The organism is Corallococcus sp. AS-1-6 (assembly GCF_020037015.1).
Lineage (GTDB): Bacteria > Myxococcota > Myxococcia > Myxococcales > Myxococcaceae > Corallococcus.
Genome location: NZ_JAIQDE010000040.1, coordinates 26,214 through 40,897, shown reverse-complemented (window position 1 = coordinate 40,897; position 14,684 = coordinate 26,214). Strand labels below are relative to the sequence as shown.

Sequence of the window (14,684 nt, the reverse complement as noted above, 5' to 3'; positions counted from 1 at the left end):
CATGCGCCCAGTCCCGTCCTTGTTTGTTCTGGCCTTCCTTGCGGCCTTCACCGCCCAAGCCCAGACCCGCATTCCTCCTCCGCCTTCGGGCGCCTATGGCGTCGAGGTCTCGAAGTTCATCGAGGCGGACGCGCTCCAGGAAGCGTCCGGGCTGACCTGGGCACCGGACGGCTCCAACCGCCTCTTCGTGGTGCTCAAGGGCGGCAAGGTCCGGGTCATCCAGAACGGGGCGCTCCTGCCCACGCCGTTCATCGATGAAGCGGTGGCGACGGGGGGTGAGCAGGGTCTTCAGAGCCTGGTCTTCGATCCGGCCTTCGCGACCAACCGCTACGTCTACGTGTTCGCGAACCAGCCGAACGTCGACGTGGGAGGTGTCACCCGGTTCATCACGCAGATCCTCCGGTTCAGGGACTCGGCGGGCGTCGGTGTCGAGCGGACCGTCATCGTCGACAACATCCCCTCGGGCTCGAGCCACAACGGCGGAGGGCTGGCCTTCGGTCCAGATGGCCGCTTGTATTTTGGGGTAGGGGACCTGGGCTCGTCCGAGGGTGGCAATGATGACCTGAGCCAGATGGCGTCGAAGATCCTTCGCGTCAACAAGGACGGGACCATCCCCACGGACAACCCGTTCTACGACGACTGGGGGCCGAACAACGACCTCATCTGGGCGCGGGGCTTCCGCAATCCCTTCCGGATCCGCTTCCAGCCTGCGACCGGGAAGCTCTGGGCCAACGTCGCTGGCGAGGCCGCCGAGCAGATCTTCAGCGTGGGCCGGGGCGACCATGCGGGCTGGTGGCAGTACGAGAACAACCAGCCCGCCGGCTTCCTGTCGCCGCTGGTCGCGTACACGCCAGGCCAGTGGGAGGAGTTCACCTTCACGTCGACAGGTGCCGTGCGCAAGAACGGCGTCGCGACCTTCACCGTGGACGGCACCTATCCGGTCTCCTCTCTGCGCAAGGGCAAGAAGGTGCATCTGCGCGATGTGCGGGACCCCAGCTTCAACGGCGTTGGCTTCATCACGGGCTTTCCCACACCCTTGTCCTTCACCGTGGCGCAGCCCGGCCCGGATGCGGTGAGCGGCGGCGGTGGGCTGAAGACAGACCCGATGGGGGATGCCGTGGTCGGAGGCGCGTTCTACGCCGGCACTCGCTTTCCTTCCGACTACGAGGGCGATTACTTCTTCGCGGACTTCGACGGGAGCGTGTTCCGGGTCGACCTGGGAACGGACGGCTCCGTGAACAAGGTGGACCTGGTGGTGAACTACTCCGACTGGGAGTCGTTCACCGACGTCGCGGTGGGGCCGGACGGCGCGCTGTATGTGCTGTCCTTCGGCAACACGATCTACCGCGTCACGCCGCTGCCCGTGGGCCAGGGCGTGATCGTCTCCACCCAGGACCTGGTCATCCCCGAAGGAGGGTCGAAGACGCTCACGGTCTCCCTGGCCATGCCTCCCACGGCCCCGACGTACGTGGCGCTCGAGCGGCGTGAAGAGGACTCGGACATCCGGGTGAGCGCCGGGCAGCCGGTCCTGTTCAACGCGACCAACTGGAGCGTCCCGCAGTTCATCACCCTGAGCGCGGACCAGGACGCGGACTCGCAGGTCGATCACGCCACGTTCTTCGTCACCATGGACCAGGGTTTCCCGGAGGGCGTGCCCGGCGTGGAGATCCACGCGCGCACCGAGGAGGATGAAGTCCAGGCGCTCAAGCTCTCCACCACCTCGTTCGACCTGGATGAGGGGATGGGCGGAACCTTCACCGTCGGCCTGACCTACGTGCCGACCTCCTCCGTGACGGTCACCGTGGCCCGCACGTCGGGGAGCACGGACGTGACGGTCACCGGCGGCGCCTCCCTGACCTTCACGCCCGAGGACGGCACGTCCACGAAGACGGTCACCGTGGCGACCGTGCGCGACACGGACAGCGAGGACGACGTGGCCTTGCTGACGGTGTCCTCGCCGGGCCTCACCTCGCGGGTGGTCACCGTCATCGCCAGGGACGTGGCCGGCGCGCCTGCCATCACCTCCGCGCCCGTGACGCAGGCGACCGTGGGAAAGCCCTATGCGTACACGGTCACGGCGATCGGGAAGCCCGCGCCGTCGCTGACGCTGGTGCAGGGGCCGCAAGGCATGACGTTGGACCCTGTGAGTGGGCGTCTGTCCTGGACGCCCGCGACCGAAGCGACCGCGACCGTCTCCGTGCGCGCCAGCAATGGACAATCGCCGGATGCGGTCCAGACGTTCCAGGTCCGGGTCCAGGCGTCATCAATCCCTGACGCTGGCACCCAGGCGGACGCGGGCAGTGCCGTGGACGCGGGCTCCCAGCCGGATGCCGGAGCCAGGCCGGACGGGGGAAGTGGCGCGGACGCGGGGCCCGTTCAGGACGGCGGCACGGTGCCCGTGCTCCTGGAGGACGATTACGGCGGTTGCAGCGCCGGCGCCGCCGCGCTTCCGGGTGTCCTGGCCTGGTGGCTGCTCGCGGGACTCGTGTGGAGGCCCCGCCGCACCCGGCGATAGAAGGTCTCTCAACGGCGGCGGGAGCGGCGGCGCAGCACCCTCAGGGAGAAGGCCCCCGCGAGCGCGATGATGAGCGCCGCCATGGCGAGCACGCTGACGCCATCGTACTTCGACAGGTCGAGCACGATGACCTTCCGGGCGATGGCGATCAGCGCGACCTCCAGGACGATCTCAACGTGAACGACGTTGTCTCGCAGGTACGCCTTGATGGTCTCCAGCAACTCCACGCCAATCAGGATGAGGAGGACGAAACCGAAGATCTCCAGCAGCTCATCCACTTCCAGAAGGAGGATGGGCGGCGTGACGATGTCCTTGGCGATGATCCACGCCAGCTCAAGCGTGGAGAGCGCGATGACCCCCATCATATCATCACGACGATCGAGACGACGACGAAGCGCTCGAACTTCTTGATGACCCGGTTCAGCCCCTCCTCGGGGGAGGGCGTGCTCTCAGTGCTCACAAGCCCTCCTCCCGCGCCGTAGAGCCCGGGCGCCTGCTCCCACGCCACCTGGGAAGCAAGGGCATGCCGCGGACGACGGGCCGAGGTCGTGGCCGCGGGCGGTGTCGTGCGTGCTTCCCCCTGGATCGAAACTGGGCGTCGAGCGCGGGGTTGGCAATTCGTCAAAACGAACAGTGCCACCCAGGGGCTCCGCCTCCCGCCCGCCGATGATTAGTCTTCCGCCACGAGGAGGTGGACGTGGCGAAGCCGCGCCAGGCGGTCCGGAAGCAGACGCGCACGCCGCACGAGCGGCGGCATGACACCGCGCTGCTCATCATCGACGTCATCAACGACCTGGAGTTCCCCGGCGGGGAGAACGTCCTGCCCTGGGCGCTGCGCATGGTGGAGCGCCTGGGCCCCTTCGCGCAGAGGATGCGCACGGCGGGCGTCCCGGTCATCTACGTCAACGACAACTTCGACTTGTGGCGCAGCAACTTCACGGACGTCTACAAGCACTGCACCCGGCGGGACAGCCGGGGCCAGCGGGTCGCCCGCGCGCTCAAGCCCCGGCCGGACGACTACTTCATCCTCAAGCCCAAGCACTCGGCCTTCTTCGCCACGTCGCTGGTGCCCCTCCTGGAGCACCTGGGCACGAAGAAGCTGCTGCTCGCGGGCATCGCCACCAACCTGTGCGTCTTCTTCAGCGCCCACGACGCGCACATGCACGAATACAAGATCACCGTGCTCAGCGACTGCTGCTGCGCCGAGAGCGACAAGGACCACGACCTGGCCCTGGATCAGCTCCAGCGCTTCCTGCGCGTGCGCGTGTGCCGGGGGGACGAGGTGCACCTGCAACCCCGCTCGCGCCGCCGCGCCACGCGCAAGCCCCCGCCAGAATGGAAGTGACGGGGGCCCCCTGACACGCGGGAGGACGGCTCAGACGTCCTTGTCGCCGTCGTCATCGTCGTCGTCGAGGATGTGGCACTTGCCCGCGTCCTCGTCGAGCGCCTTGCCGATGAACTCCTTCACCAGCTCGTCGCCGTTGAAGACCAGGGACAAGGAGGTCTGCTCCCCGCCCACGTCCTCCTTCCTGCCCACCTGGAGCTTGCCGCCCAGCGCCGTCGCGTTCCCGTCGACGTGCGCGCCCGCGGACACCCGCACTTCGCCGCCAATGGACACCACGTCGCCCTTCACCTTCGCGCCGGGCTCCAGGATGACGCGGCCCCGGATGGCGGCCACGTCGTTGTCCACCACCGCGCCCTTCTTCACGATGACGTCGCCGTCCACGGCGACCGCGTCCTTGATCTTCTCCCCGGGCTCGATGACCAGGTTCGTCCCCTGGACCGCCTTGCTCCCGTCCTTGACGTTGACGCAGATGGCCTTGGCGGGGGCCTTGGCCGGCTTCTTCGCCGGCTCCGCCGCCAGGGCGGGAACGGCCAGCGTGCAGGCGAGCAGCAGGGTGGGCAGGAGCGGGCGACGCATGGCGGAGACCTCCGGAAGGCGGAAGGGGAGCGGCATGCCCTTGCTACGGACGGCCGCGTCCCCCATTGCGTCCGGTGCCCCGCGTCAGCCGAGCACGTCCTTCGCCGCGTCGATGGCCTCGTGCGTCCCCGCGAGCGCGAGGATGTCACCCGCGCGCAGCACCTCCTGCGCGGTGGGCACCAGCACGCCCGCGTCGCCCCGCCGGATGGCCAGCACCGTGGCCCCCGTCATCCCGCGCAGGTTGAGCTCCGCCAGCGTCCGGCCCACCGCCGCGCTGGACTCGCCGAGCGCCACCGACTCCGGTTCGCCGATGCCGGGCAGCATCTGACGCACGCCGTGCAGCACGTCCGGTGACGGCTCGTCCTCGTCGCCCTTGGCGTGGGACTGGGCCGCGAGCGCCTCCACGATGACCTGCGCGCCCGCGCGCATGTGGCCCTGCAGGTTCGTGGCGCTCTTCCAGAAGGCGAAGCCCATCACCCCCAGGGACACCAGCAGGATCACCGCGCCGGGCACGCCGGGCAGGAACGGCTGGGTGATGGCCAGCACCGGCACACCCACCATGAAGACGCTGGCCAACTGGAGCGCCACCACCAGCACCCGCCGGGGCGCCGCCGCCAGGTCCACCTTGCCGTTGGCCGCGGCCGGGAGCGCGCCCTCCGCGAGCACCACGCCCAGCCGCCGCCCCATGCGCACGATGCCCACGCAGAAGGGCAGGGCCAGCGCCGTGGACAGGCCGATGACGATCCACGGCGTCAGCGTCTTGCCCCAGCCCATGCGCTCGTCGATGAACTCCGTCACCTGGGGCAGCAGCACCGACGTGCCGATGACGATGATGGTGATGAACGCCGCGTCCAGCAGCATCAGGAGCCCCATGCGCCGCACGCGCGCGCCCACCGTCTTCTGGCGCGGCGACGTGCGCAGGTTCTCCACCCAGCTCCCGTACAGCGACGCGAACGTCTGGAGCGGCGCCGGCAGCTTGCGGTCCACCCAGTTGGCGATGGGCCCCGACGCGCGGATGAGCCACGGCGTCGTCAGCGTGGTGATGGCGGACACGGCCACCGCCACCGGGTAGAGGAACGTGCCCGTCGCCTTCAGGGACAGGCCCAGGCCCGCGATGATGAAGGAGAACTCGCCAATCTGGGACAGGCTCAGGCCCGCCTGCACGGACGTGCGCGTGCCGTTGCCCGTGAAGAACGCGCCCAGCGACACGCTGAGGATCTTCCCCCCGATGACCACGCCGGTGAGCACCGCGATGGCCAGCCAGTGCTCGCGGATGAGCGCCGGGTCGATCAGCATGCCCACCGACACGAAGAACACCGCGCCGAACAGGTCGCGCACCGGCTGCACCAGGTGCTCGATCTCCTTGCCCTCGCCGGACTCCGCCACCAGCGAGCCCGCGAGGAACGCACCCAGCGCCACCGAGTAGCCGAACGTCTGCGCCAGCAGCGCGCCCGCGAAGCAGATGCCCACGCTGGTGACGAGCGTCGTCTCCGGCCGCTGGAGCTTCGTGATGTAGCGCATCAACCGGGGCACGACGAACAGGCCAATGGCGACCAGGCCCACGAGGAACGCGGCCAGCCGGCCCACGGTGTACGCCAGGTCCCCGGCGGACAGGCCGGTGCCGCTGGACACCGCCGTGAGCATGGCCATCAGCAGGATGCCGATGAGGTCCTCCACGATGAGGATGCCCACCACGATGCCGCGCAGCGCGCCCCGGATGTTCTGCTCGTCGAACGCCTTGGCGATGATGGTGGTGCTGGAGATGGCGATGCAGCAGCCGGTGAACAGGCTCTCCAGCATCGTCCAGCCGAAGGCGCGGCCGATGATGAAGCCCAGCCACACCATCACGCTGCACTGGATGACGGCGGTGAGCCCCGCGGTGGGCCCCACCTGGAACAGCCGCCGCAGGCTGAACTCCAGCCCCAGGGAGAACATCAGCAGGATGACGCCCAGCTCCGACAGCGTCTGCACGATGCCAGGGTCCGCCACCAATGGGATGGGGACGTGCGGCCCGATGATGAAGCCCGCGAGGATGTAGCCCAGCACCACCGGCTGGCGCAGGCGCTGGAAGAGGACCGTGGTGACCGCCGCGACACATAGGACGGTGGCGAGGGCTTGGAGGAACGCGTGGGCGTCGTGCATGGGGGCGCCTCTGGAGGTGATGGGCTCTCGATGACCGGCCCCGCCCGCGCTGCGCGGGGCCGGATCCTCAGGAAGTTAGGGCGGACTCAACCGCATCGCTCGAGGGCAATGGCCCCGGCGATGATGAGCAGGCACAGCAGTCCGCTCCACAACAGGCGCGCGCCCTGCCACTGATCGTGGGTGGCGCCGCCCTGCTGGGCCTGCGGCGGGGAGGAGGGGGTGGGTTCGGGGGAAGGGGAGGAAGACATGGGGAAAAAGGGCCTCGCGCGGCCGCGAAGGGCGCACCGCGTGTTGGAAGGTTCGTGTCGTGGGAAGGGCCTGCCCGCCCGAGCCCCAGGGGTCACACCAGGGCGGAGACGGGCGCGCTCCCGTGAACAGGGGAAGCGGGACGCGGAAGAACCGCTCAGCCCCAAACGGGCGGGCCCTGCGCCGGGCAGTTCACCGTCCGGGGACGGTCCGCCAGCGGCGTGAGCCGGGAGGGGAGCGCCCGGGCAAGCAGGCCCTCGGCCCGCGCCAGCATCCGCGCGTCATGGCGCGCGAGGATCGCGCGCAGCGTGTCCAGCCGGGGCGTGAACGGCGTCGAGGGGCGGAGGCCGGTGCCATCGCCGTCCACCTGATCGCGCGTGCCCGTCCGTGGCGCGGCCACGTGCGAGCCATGCAGCAGCCCCGCCTCCTCCCACCCCAGCTTCGGGGTGGAAGGCGCGCGCGACAGCGCATGCGTCCGTGACGCCGCGGCCTCCGGGGGGGCGCCGTGACGGGGCGCGGACGGCAGCCCCACCATCCCCAGGAACCAGGCCAGCACCGCCGCGCACACGACCGCCGCCAGGGCGAACCTGGCCTCGCGGGGGGCTTCACGCCCGGTGTGGGAAGGGACCGGCGTCATGGATGGGGGGGCTAAGCGTGTCGCACCCGATGCGACAGTCGGGCAACGACAGAAAACAGGTCGGCGGATGGCCTTTATACGCAGCAGGGTGCGGACGCACCTCGGAAAATCGCGCCCTTGGCGACGAAAACGTCAGGTGATGGCGTCCCGGGACGATTTCAGCATCGCGCCAGATTGACGTTGCCACCCCATCGGGGATATCCCCTTTCGGCAACCGAAAATGCGAACCATTCTCAACTTCGACGACGGATTGGGTGCTGCCCCGACACTGCCGCAGGCTGTGACGGTCCGTGCGGATCCGGTGCGGAGCCCGGCGGGACTCTTCCAGTCCGCCACGGCTGCGGCGGAGGGGGGATGGGGGCGCTGGAGCGGGGCGTTGCTGACCGCGACCGTGGCGCACGTGCTGGCGGTGGCGGTGGGGTTGATGATGCCGGGCCGCCCCGTGCCCGAAATCAAGAAGGCGGAGCCGGTTCTGGTGCTGATGGCCTACGCGCCGCCTCCGCCGCCGTTGGGTGGCGGCGCGCTGAAGAAGGCGGCCGCGGAGCCGGTGAAGCCGGTGGTGCAGAAGCCTCGCCCGAAGCGGCAGGAGCTGGTGGTGCCCGCGAAGGTCCCGGAGCCGGTGAAGGAGCCGGAGCCGGTGGTGGAGCAGGTGGAGACCCCGGCCGCGACGGAGGTGGCCGCGGTCGCGTCGCAGGCGCCCGCGGGTCCGGGCGTGCCGGACGGCGCGGTGGGCGGCGTCGTCGGGGGCGTGGTGGGCGGAGTCGTGGGCGGCAAGGTCGGCGGGCAGGGCACCGCGCCGCCCATCTACACGCCGCGCGACGTGATGAAGCTGCCGGTGCTGCTGTCCGGCAAGCCGGAGTATCCGCGCCGCGCGCGCGAGGACGGAATCACCGGCGTGGTGATGGTGATGGTGGTCATTGGAACGAACGGCGCGGTGGAGCCGGGCTCGCCGCGCATCCATCGCTCGGTGCCGGGGCTGGACGAGGCCGCGCTCGAGTCCGTGGCGGGCTGGCGCTTCTCGCCCGCCCTGGGGCACGACGGCGCGCCGGTGCGCGTGAAGGTCGTCATCCCGGTGAAGTTCGCCCTGAGGTAGTCCCTTTCGCGGTCCCGTAGAAGCCTTCATGAACCCCAAGCTCCGCTCGATTCTCTTCTGGATCCACCTGGTCTGCGGCCTCGTCGTGGGGCTCGTGGTCGCGGTCATGTCGTTCACGGGCGCGGCGATCGCGTTCGAGTCGCAGATCGTCGACTGGGCGGACCGTGACGCCCGCCACGCTGCGCCTCCCGCGGAGGGGGCCGCGCGCCTGACGCTGGAGCAGATGATCGCGAAGGTGAAGGAGGCGAAGCCCGCCGTGCCGCCCTCCGGCGTGACGGTGTCCTCGGAGCCGGACAGCATGGTGACGGTGGCCCTGGGCCGCGGCGCCGCCGTCTACGTCCACCCCTACACCGGCGAGGTGCGCGAGCAGGGCGCGCGGGGCTGGCGCTCGTTCTTCCACACGATGGAGGAGCTGCACCGCTGGCTCGCGGCGTCGGGTGACAGCCGCGCCGTGGGCAAGGCCGTCACCGGCGTGGCCAACCTGGCGTTCCTGTTCCTGGGCCTCACCGGCATCTTCCTGTGGTGGCCGCGCAAATGGAACCCGCGCGCCCTGCGGCCCATCCTGTGGTTCCGCCCCGGGCTCAAGGGCAAGGCGCGCGACTTCAACTGGCACAACGTCATCGGCTTCTGGGCGCTGCCCGTGCTGGTGGTGCTGACCGCGTCCGGCGCGGTGATCTCCTACAAGTGGGCGTCGAACCTGGTCTTCACGCTCACCGGCAACGAGCCACCCGCGGCGCAGGGGCCCACCGCCTCGGCGCCCGTGGCCGTGCCCACGCCCGCGCCGGGGACGCAGCCCCAGCCGCTGGATGCGCAGTTCGCGGCCGTGATGAAGCAGTCCAACGCCTGGGAGGCCATCACCCTGCGCCTGGCCACGCCCCAGGGCGCCGGAGGCCCCGGTGGCCGTCCCGAAGGTGCTCCGCGAGGCGAGGGTGGCCCGCGTGGAGAAGGGCGCGCGGAGGGGCGCGGCGGTCCGAAGGGCCCGCAGGCCAGCGTCTTCACCGTCCGCGAGCAGGAGCGCTGGCCGCTCTTCGCCACCAACACGGTGTCGCTGGATCCGTACACGGCCCAGTCCCTGAAGACGGAGACGTACGCGGACTTCAACAGCGGCCGGAAGCTGCGCACCTGGCTGCGCTTCCTGCACACCGGCGAGGCGCTGGGGTGGATGGGCCAGCTCATCGCGGCGCTCGCGTCCTTCGGTGCGGTGTTCCTCGTCTACACCGGCTACGCGCTCTCCTGGCGCCGCTTCGTCCCGCGCCGCAAGACGCAGCCCGTGGCCCCCGAGAGCCCGGTGGCGCCGCCCGCGGAGTCGAAGACGAACGCCGCCTGAAGCCGCGGCTCGGCAAGTCCACGCATCCCCGAGGCCCGGACCGCGAGCGCGGATCCGGGCTTCGTCGTCTTCACCCGGCGGCATGTGGCATTCGTCCGTCTGATGCAAAGCAGTGCAGGGCCATTTGTCTGCCTTTGCTCCTTGTTGTGTCGACGGGAAGAAATTTCTTGTATCGAGCAACGGGGTCCTGCATATGAGAATCATTCTCATCTAGGCAGTGCTTCCTCCCGAGGGGATTCGTGTCCACAGCAAAGCCCGGTCGTACTGGTATCCGCTCCACGCATGGCAACCCTGGCGGCGTGCGTGGCGCGCTCTGGCCCTGGGGGCCCGCGGCCGTAGGCCTCGCCTCCGCCCTGGCGGCGGGTGGCGCCGTGGCGCAGGAGACGCCGGTGACGGGTGAGGCGGCGGCGCCGGTGCAGGAGTCCCGGCCGGTGGAGCCCGCCCCCGTGGGCCAGGAGGCCCCGGCCCCCGAGCGCACCCCGGAGTCCGCGCCCACGGCGGACGCGACGGCGGAGGAGGCCGGCGCGGACGACGCGTACGTGCTGCCGGAAGTGTCCGTGGAAGGCGAGACGCAGAAGTACAACGTCACGGAGCCCAGCCTGACGCGCCTGCCCCGGCCGCTGGTGGACACGCCGCAGACCATCACGGTGGTCCCCGAGCGCGTGATGGAGGAGCAGCAGGCGACGACGCTGCGCGATGCCCTGCGCAACGTGTCCGGCATCACGGTGACGGCGGGCGAGGGTGGCCGCCAGGGTGACTCCTTCTCGCTGCGCGGCTTCTCCGCCCAGACGGACACGCTGCGCGACGGCGTGCGTGACCTGGGCTGGTTCACCCGCGACACGTTCAACCTGGAGGGCGTGGAGGTCTACTTCGGCCCGTCGTCGGTGCTGTTCGGCCGCGGCTCCACGGGCGGCGCCATCAACCTGGTGACGAAGAAGGCGCGCAAGGGCTCCTTCACGGACCTGCGCCTGTCCGGCGGCACGGCGCCAATCGGCCGCATCGAGGCGGACGTCAACCAGGAGCTCTCCGACGGCATCCAGTTCCGCGTGAGCGCCGTGGGCCAGTTGGCGGGCGTCGCGGGCCGTGACGTCGTGAAGGAGAACCGGGCGGGCATCGCGCCGTCCGCGCGCTTCCAGTTGGCGGACAAGGTCGCCCTGGAAGTGGACTACTTCTACCAGCACGAGGACAGCGTGCCGGACTACGGCCAGCCGTACTTCAACGGCTACCCCGTGAGCGTCACCCTGGACGTGCCCCGTGGGAACTTCTACGGCGTGAAGGACAGCGACGCGGAGCTCGTGAACGTGCACATCGGCACGGCGCGCCTCCTGGCGGACCTGGGCGACACCTTCCGCCTGACGAACACGCTGCGCTACGGCGGCGTGGACCGCTTCGCCCGGCCCACCGCGCCGCGCGGCCTGACGCCGGCCACCAACCCCACCACCATCGGCCGTCAGCGCTTCGAGACGTCCATGGAGAACATGTACTTCGCGGACCAGTTGGACGTGCGCGGCGTGTTCAACACGGGCTTCCTCAAGCACACCGCCAACTTCGGTCTGGACGTGTCGCGCGAGCAGCGGGAGCTGGGCCGCGTCAACCTCACCACGGCCAGCGGAAACCTGCCGGCGGACCTGTTCGATCCGGACCCCACCCCGGACCTGTCCGGCGTGAACCGCGTCCCGGGCGCCACCAACTACAGCCGCCAGTGGAACCTGGGCGCGTACGCGTCGGATCAGATCCAGGTGGGCAAGTACGTGGAGGTCCTGGGCACCGTGCGCCTGGACAACCTCCACAGCGACTACGAGACCCATGCCGCGACGGGTGACGTGGCGGCCTTCGAGCAGGAGAACAGCCTGTTCAACTGGCGCGTGGGCCTGGTGCTCCACCCGGCGGAGAACACCAGCGTCTACGGCATGTACGGCACGTCCCAGAACCCGAGCGCGGAGCTGGCCACGCTGGCCAACGACACCGTCACGCTGGATCCGGAGAAGAACGAGACCTTCGAGATCGGCGCCAAGTCCGACCTCATCCAGGAGCGCCTGAGCGTCAACGCCGCCCTGTTCCGCACGAACAAGCTGAACGCGCGCGTGCCCAACTCGGATCCGGACGGCCCGCCCACGGTGCTGGAGGGCAAGCAGCGGGTGCAGGGCTACGCGCTCGGCATCGCCGGCTCGCCGGTGCGCCGCTGGAACGTGTTCGCCAACTACACGTTCCTGGACGCGAGCATCCGGGAGCACTCCAATGACTTCCTGGAGGGCCAGCGCCTGGTGAACACGCCCAAGCGCAGCTTCTCGCTGTGGACCACGTACGCCATCCTGGACACGCTGTCCGTGGGCGGCGGCGCCACGTACCAGGACGTGGCCACGGTGAACAACCCGGCCAACGCGACGGTCGTGCTCAGCAAGGTGCCCAACTCCTGGCGCTTCGACGCGTTCGCGTCGTACTCCATCAAGAAGGTGGACCTGCAGCTCAACGTCTACAACCTGACCGACAAGCTCTACTACGACGCGTACTACGGCGGTCAGGCCGTGCCGGCGGACGGCGTTTCGGCGCTGCTCTCCGCGCACGTGCGGTTCTAGTCGCGCGCGTCACCCGCCGGGCGTAGGAGGACCTCCATCATGATGGTGCACATCCCGCAGGTCCTCACGCCCGAGCAGGTGGCCCACTGCCGCGCCGTCTTCGACAAGGCGGCGTGGGAGGATGGCCGGACCACCGCGGGCCGGCAGTCCGCGCAGGTGAAGAAGAACCTCCAGCTCCCCGAAGGCAGCCCCGCGGCCCGGGAGCTGGGGGACCTGGTGCTGGCCGGCCTGGAGAAGAGCCCGCTGTTCATCTCCGCCGTGCTGCCCCAGCGCGTCTTCCCGCCGCTGTTCAACCGCTACGAGCAGGGGATGGACTTCGGCTCGCACGTGGACAATGCCATCCGGCCCATCCTGGGCACGAACCAGCGCCTGCGCACGGACGTGTCCGCCACGCTCTTCCTCAGCGAGCCGGACAGCTACGACGGCGGGGAGCTGGTGGTGGAGGACACCTACGGCAACCACTCGGCGAAGCTGCCCGCGGGGGACCTCGTCGTCTACCCGTCCACCAGCCTGCACCACGTCACGCCGGTGACGCGCGGGGTGCGGCTGGCGTCGTTCTTCTGGGTCCAGAGCATGATCCGCGACGCGGGGAGGCGCGCGCTGCTCTTCGACATGGACACGTCCATCATGCAGCTCACCCGCGAGGTGCCCAAGAGCCCCGCGCTGGTGATGCTCACGGGCGTGTACCACAACCTCCTGCGCCAGTGGGCGGAGCCCTAGCCGCGGACGCCGGAGCCGCTATTCGGGGCTGACGTGCAGGGTGAGCACCGGGCAGGCGGCGTGGCCCACCACCTTCTGCGCCACGCTGCCCAGCAGCATGCGGGTGAGCCCCTTGCGCTGGTGCGTGCCCATCACGATGAGGTCGTACTTCCCGCGCTCGGCCTCCTCCAGCACCACGTTGCCCGCCTCGCCGATCACCACGCGGTGGGACAGCGCCACCGGCGCGCTGCCGTCCACCTTGCGCAAGAGCGCCTCCAGTTCCTTGCCCGCGGTGTCGCGCGCCATCGCCTCCAGCGACGTGGCGTCCCAGCCGGGCGAGGCCACCAGCAGGTCCGGCGCCACGTACTGCGGCGGCTCCCAGGCGTGCAGCACGTCCACCGTCGCGCCGAAGGGGCGGGCGAGCTGCAGCGCGTAGTCCACGACGGACCGGGAACCGTCCTTCAGGTCCACCGGCACGAGGATGCGTGAAGGGCCAGGCATGGGTGTCCTCCTGCTGCGGGAGCGCTGGAAGGTAGATGCCCGCCCGCCGCCAGGGCAAGGGGGCATCCAGGGAGGACCGAGCAGCGGGGCGGGCACGCAGGGTGCCCCGCGCATGGGCACCTTCCTGTCCGAGGTCCTGCCCCCATATGCGCCCTCCCATCGACAACGGTACCGTGCTCATCATCGGCGCTGCTGGCGGCATCGGCCGCGAGCTCGCCCGGCTCCTCTCCCCGCGGGTCAGGACCCTGGTGCTCGTCGCGCGCGACGTGGACGACCTGGGCAGCCTGAGGGAGGAGCTGCTCGTCCAGAACCCCACCCTGGGGGTGATGGTCCGCGCGTGCCGGATGGATGACCCGCGCGCCGTGGACGCGCTCTTCGAACACCTGGAGCGCCACTACGTCCGCGTGGACGTGCTGATCAACAACGCGGACTACGCCTCCAGCGGGCTGTACGCGGACGAGCGCTGGAGGCGCATCGAGGAGCTGGTGCAGGCGAACGTGCTGGCGCCGGCCATGATCACCCACCGCCTGCTGCGCCCCATGCTGGAGCGCGGGCGGGGCGGCATCCTCACGGTGGGCTCGGGCGCGGCGCGCCTGTTCCTCCCGGGCGCGGTGACGTTCGCCGCCACGCAGCGCTTCCTGGACGGCTTCAGCGAGTCCCTGCGCCTGGAGCTGAAGGACGCGGGCATCCCCGTCACCTTCGTGGCCCCCGGCCCGCTGGCGCTGGAGCCGCACCTGGAGGGCGAGGTGTCGCCGTTCTTCGAGCTGTCCCTGCGCCAGTGCGCCCGCGAGGCCCTGGCGGGCTTCGAGCGGGGCGAGGCGGTGGTGTACCCCGGCCTGGGGCACCGCTGGGTGATGCGGCTGCTGCGCTTCCTGCCGCGCTCCTTCAAGCGCGGCCTGGGGCGGCTGGCGCTGGGCGGCCTCAAGCGGACGCTGCTCCTGAACCCGTCCGGGCCCACCGGCCCGGATGCGCCCCCCCGGCCGGTGCTGCTGGCCGGAGGAGAGCCTTCGTCCGCCACGTAGCGGCG

13 protein-coding genes are annotated in these 14,684 nt (G+C 70.3%); 7 read left to right on the top strand and 6 right to left on the bottom strand.

The genetic code is table 11. The annotated features are described in order from the left end of the window. Position 1: 1 nt before the first annotated feature. Positions 2–2,515, top strand: coding sequence for a PQQ-dependent sugar dehydrogenase (locus tag K8612_RS35750; protein ID WP_223765536.1), 2,514 nt, complete (start codon positions 2–4; stop codon positions 2,513–2,515). A gap of 8 nt (positions 2,516–2,523) precedes the next feature. On the opposite strand, the gene K8612_RS35745 is transcribed toward K8612_RS35750, so the two are convergent. Next, entirely contained in the window at positions 2,524–2,880 is a 357-nt protein-coding gene (locus K8612_RS35745) for a phosphate-starvation-inducible PsiE family protein (protein WP_223765535.1), read from the bottom strand. 332 nt (positions 2,881–3,212) lie between these two features. Between K8612_RS35745 and K8612_RS35740 the strand changes: the two genes are divergently transcribed. Next, a complete protein-coding gene (locus tag K8612_RS35740) occupies positions 3,213–3,860 on the top strand; it encodes an isochorismatase family cysteine hydrolase (protein ID WP_223765534.1) in 648 nt (215 codons plus the stop codon). Positions 3,861–3,890: 30 nt separating this feature from the next. Here the strand turns inward: K8612_RS35740 and K8612_RS35735 are convergent, their stop codons facing one another. From K8612_RS35735 to K8612_RS35720, 4 genes are all read right to left on the bottom strand, one after another. Further along, positions 3,891–4,436 (bottom strand): hypothetical protein, encoded by a 546-nt coding sequence (locus tag K8612_RS35735; protein WP_223740194.1) that lies wholly within the window; start codon positions 4,434–4,436, stop codon positions 3,891–3,893. Positions 4,437–4,520: 84 nt separating this feature from the next. Continuing rightward, positions 4,521–6,578, bottom strand: coding sequence for a cation:proton antiporter (locus K8612_RS35730; protein ID WP_223740193.1), 2,058 nt, complete (start codon positions 6,576–6,578; stop codon positions 4,521–4,523). Between the two features lie 86 nt (positions 6,579–6,664). Then, positions 6,665–6,826 (bottom strand): hypothetical protein, encoded by a 162-nt coding sequence (locus K8612_RS35725; protein ID WP_223740192.1) that lies wholly within the window; start codon positions 6,824–6,826, stop codon positions 6,665–6,667. Positions 6,827–6,981: 155 nt separating this feature from the next. Continuing rightward, complete coding sequence (locus K8612_RS35720) at positions 6,982–7,461, bottom strand: hypothetical protein (RefSeq protein WP_223765533.1); 480 nt, start codon at positions 7,459–7,461, stop codon at positions 6,982–6,984. A gap of 376 nt (positions 7,462–7,837) precedes the next feature. On the opposite strand from K8612_RS35720, the gene K8612_RS35715 reads away from it, so the two are divergent. The 4 genes from K8612_RS35715 (at position 7,838) to K8612_RS35700 (ending at position 13,177) form a co-directional block, all read left to right on the top strand. Continuing rightward, positions 7,838–8,554 (top strand): TonB family protein, encoded by a 717-nt coding sequence (locus K8612_RS35715; protein ID WP_223765532.1) that lies wholly within the window; start codon positions 7,838–7,840, stop codon positions 8,552–8,554. Positions 8,555–8,582: 28 nt separating this feature from the next. Then, positions 8,583–9,881, top strand: a complete 1,299-nt coding sequence (locus K8612_RS35710) for a PepSY domain-containing protein (protein WP_223765531.1) — start codon at positions 8,583–8,585, stop codon at positions 9,879–9,881. Between the two features lie 299 nt (positions 9,882–10,180). Continuing rightward, positions 10,181–12,457 carry a TonB-dependent siderophore receptor gene (locus K8612_RS35705; protein ID WP_223765530.1) on the top strand — a complete coding sequence of 759 codons (2,277 nt, stop codon included), beginning with the start codon at positions 10,181–10,183 and terminating at the stop codon, positions 12,455–12,457. A gap of 39 nt (positions 12,458–12,496) precedes the next feature. Then, the gene (locus tag K8612_RS35700) at positions 12,497–13,177 is read left to right on the top strand and encodes a Fe2+-dependent dioxygenase (RefSeq protein ID WP_223765529.1); all 681 of its coding nucleotides are present in this window, start codon (positions 12,497–12,499) and stop codon (positions 13,175–13,177) included. Positions 13,178–13,195: 18 nt separating this feature from the next. Here K8612_RS35700 and K8612_RS35695 read toward each other — a convergent pair whose 3' ends face one another. Then, positions 13,196–13,657 carry a universal stress protein gene (locus K8612_RS35695; RefSeq protein ID WP_223740186.1) on the bottom strand — a complete coding sequence of 154 codons (462 nt, stop codon included), beginning with the start codon at positions 13,655–13,657 and terminating at the stop codon, positions 13,196–13,198. Between the two features lie 146 nt (positions 13,658–13,803). On the opposite strand from K8612_RS35695, the gene K8612_RS35690 reads away from it, so the two are divergent. Beyond that, entirely contained in the window at positions 13,804–14,679 is an 876-nt protein-coding gene (locus K8612_RS35690) for an SDR family oxidoreductase (RefSeq protein ID WP_223740185.1), read from the top strand. Positions 14,680–14,684: the final 5 nt, after the last annotated feature.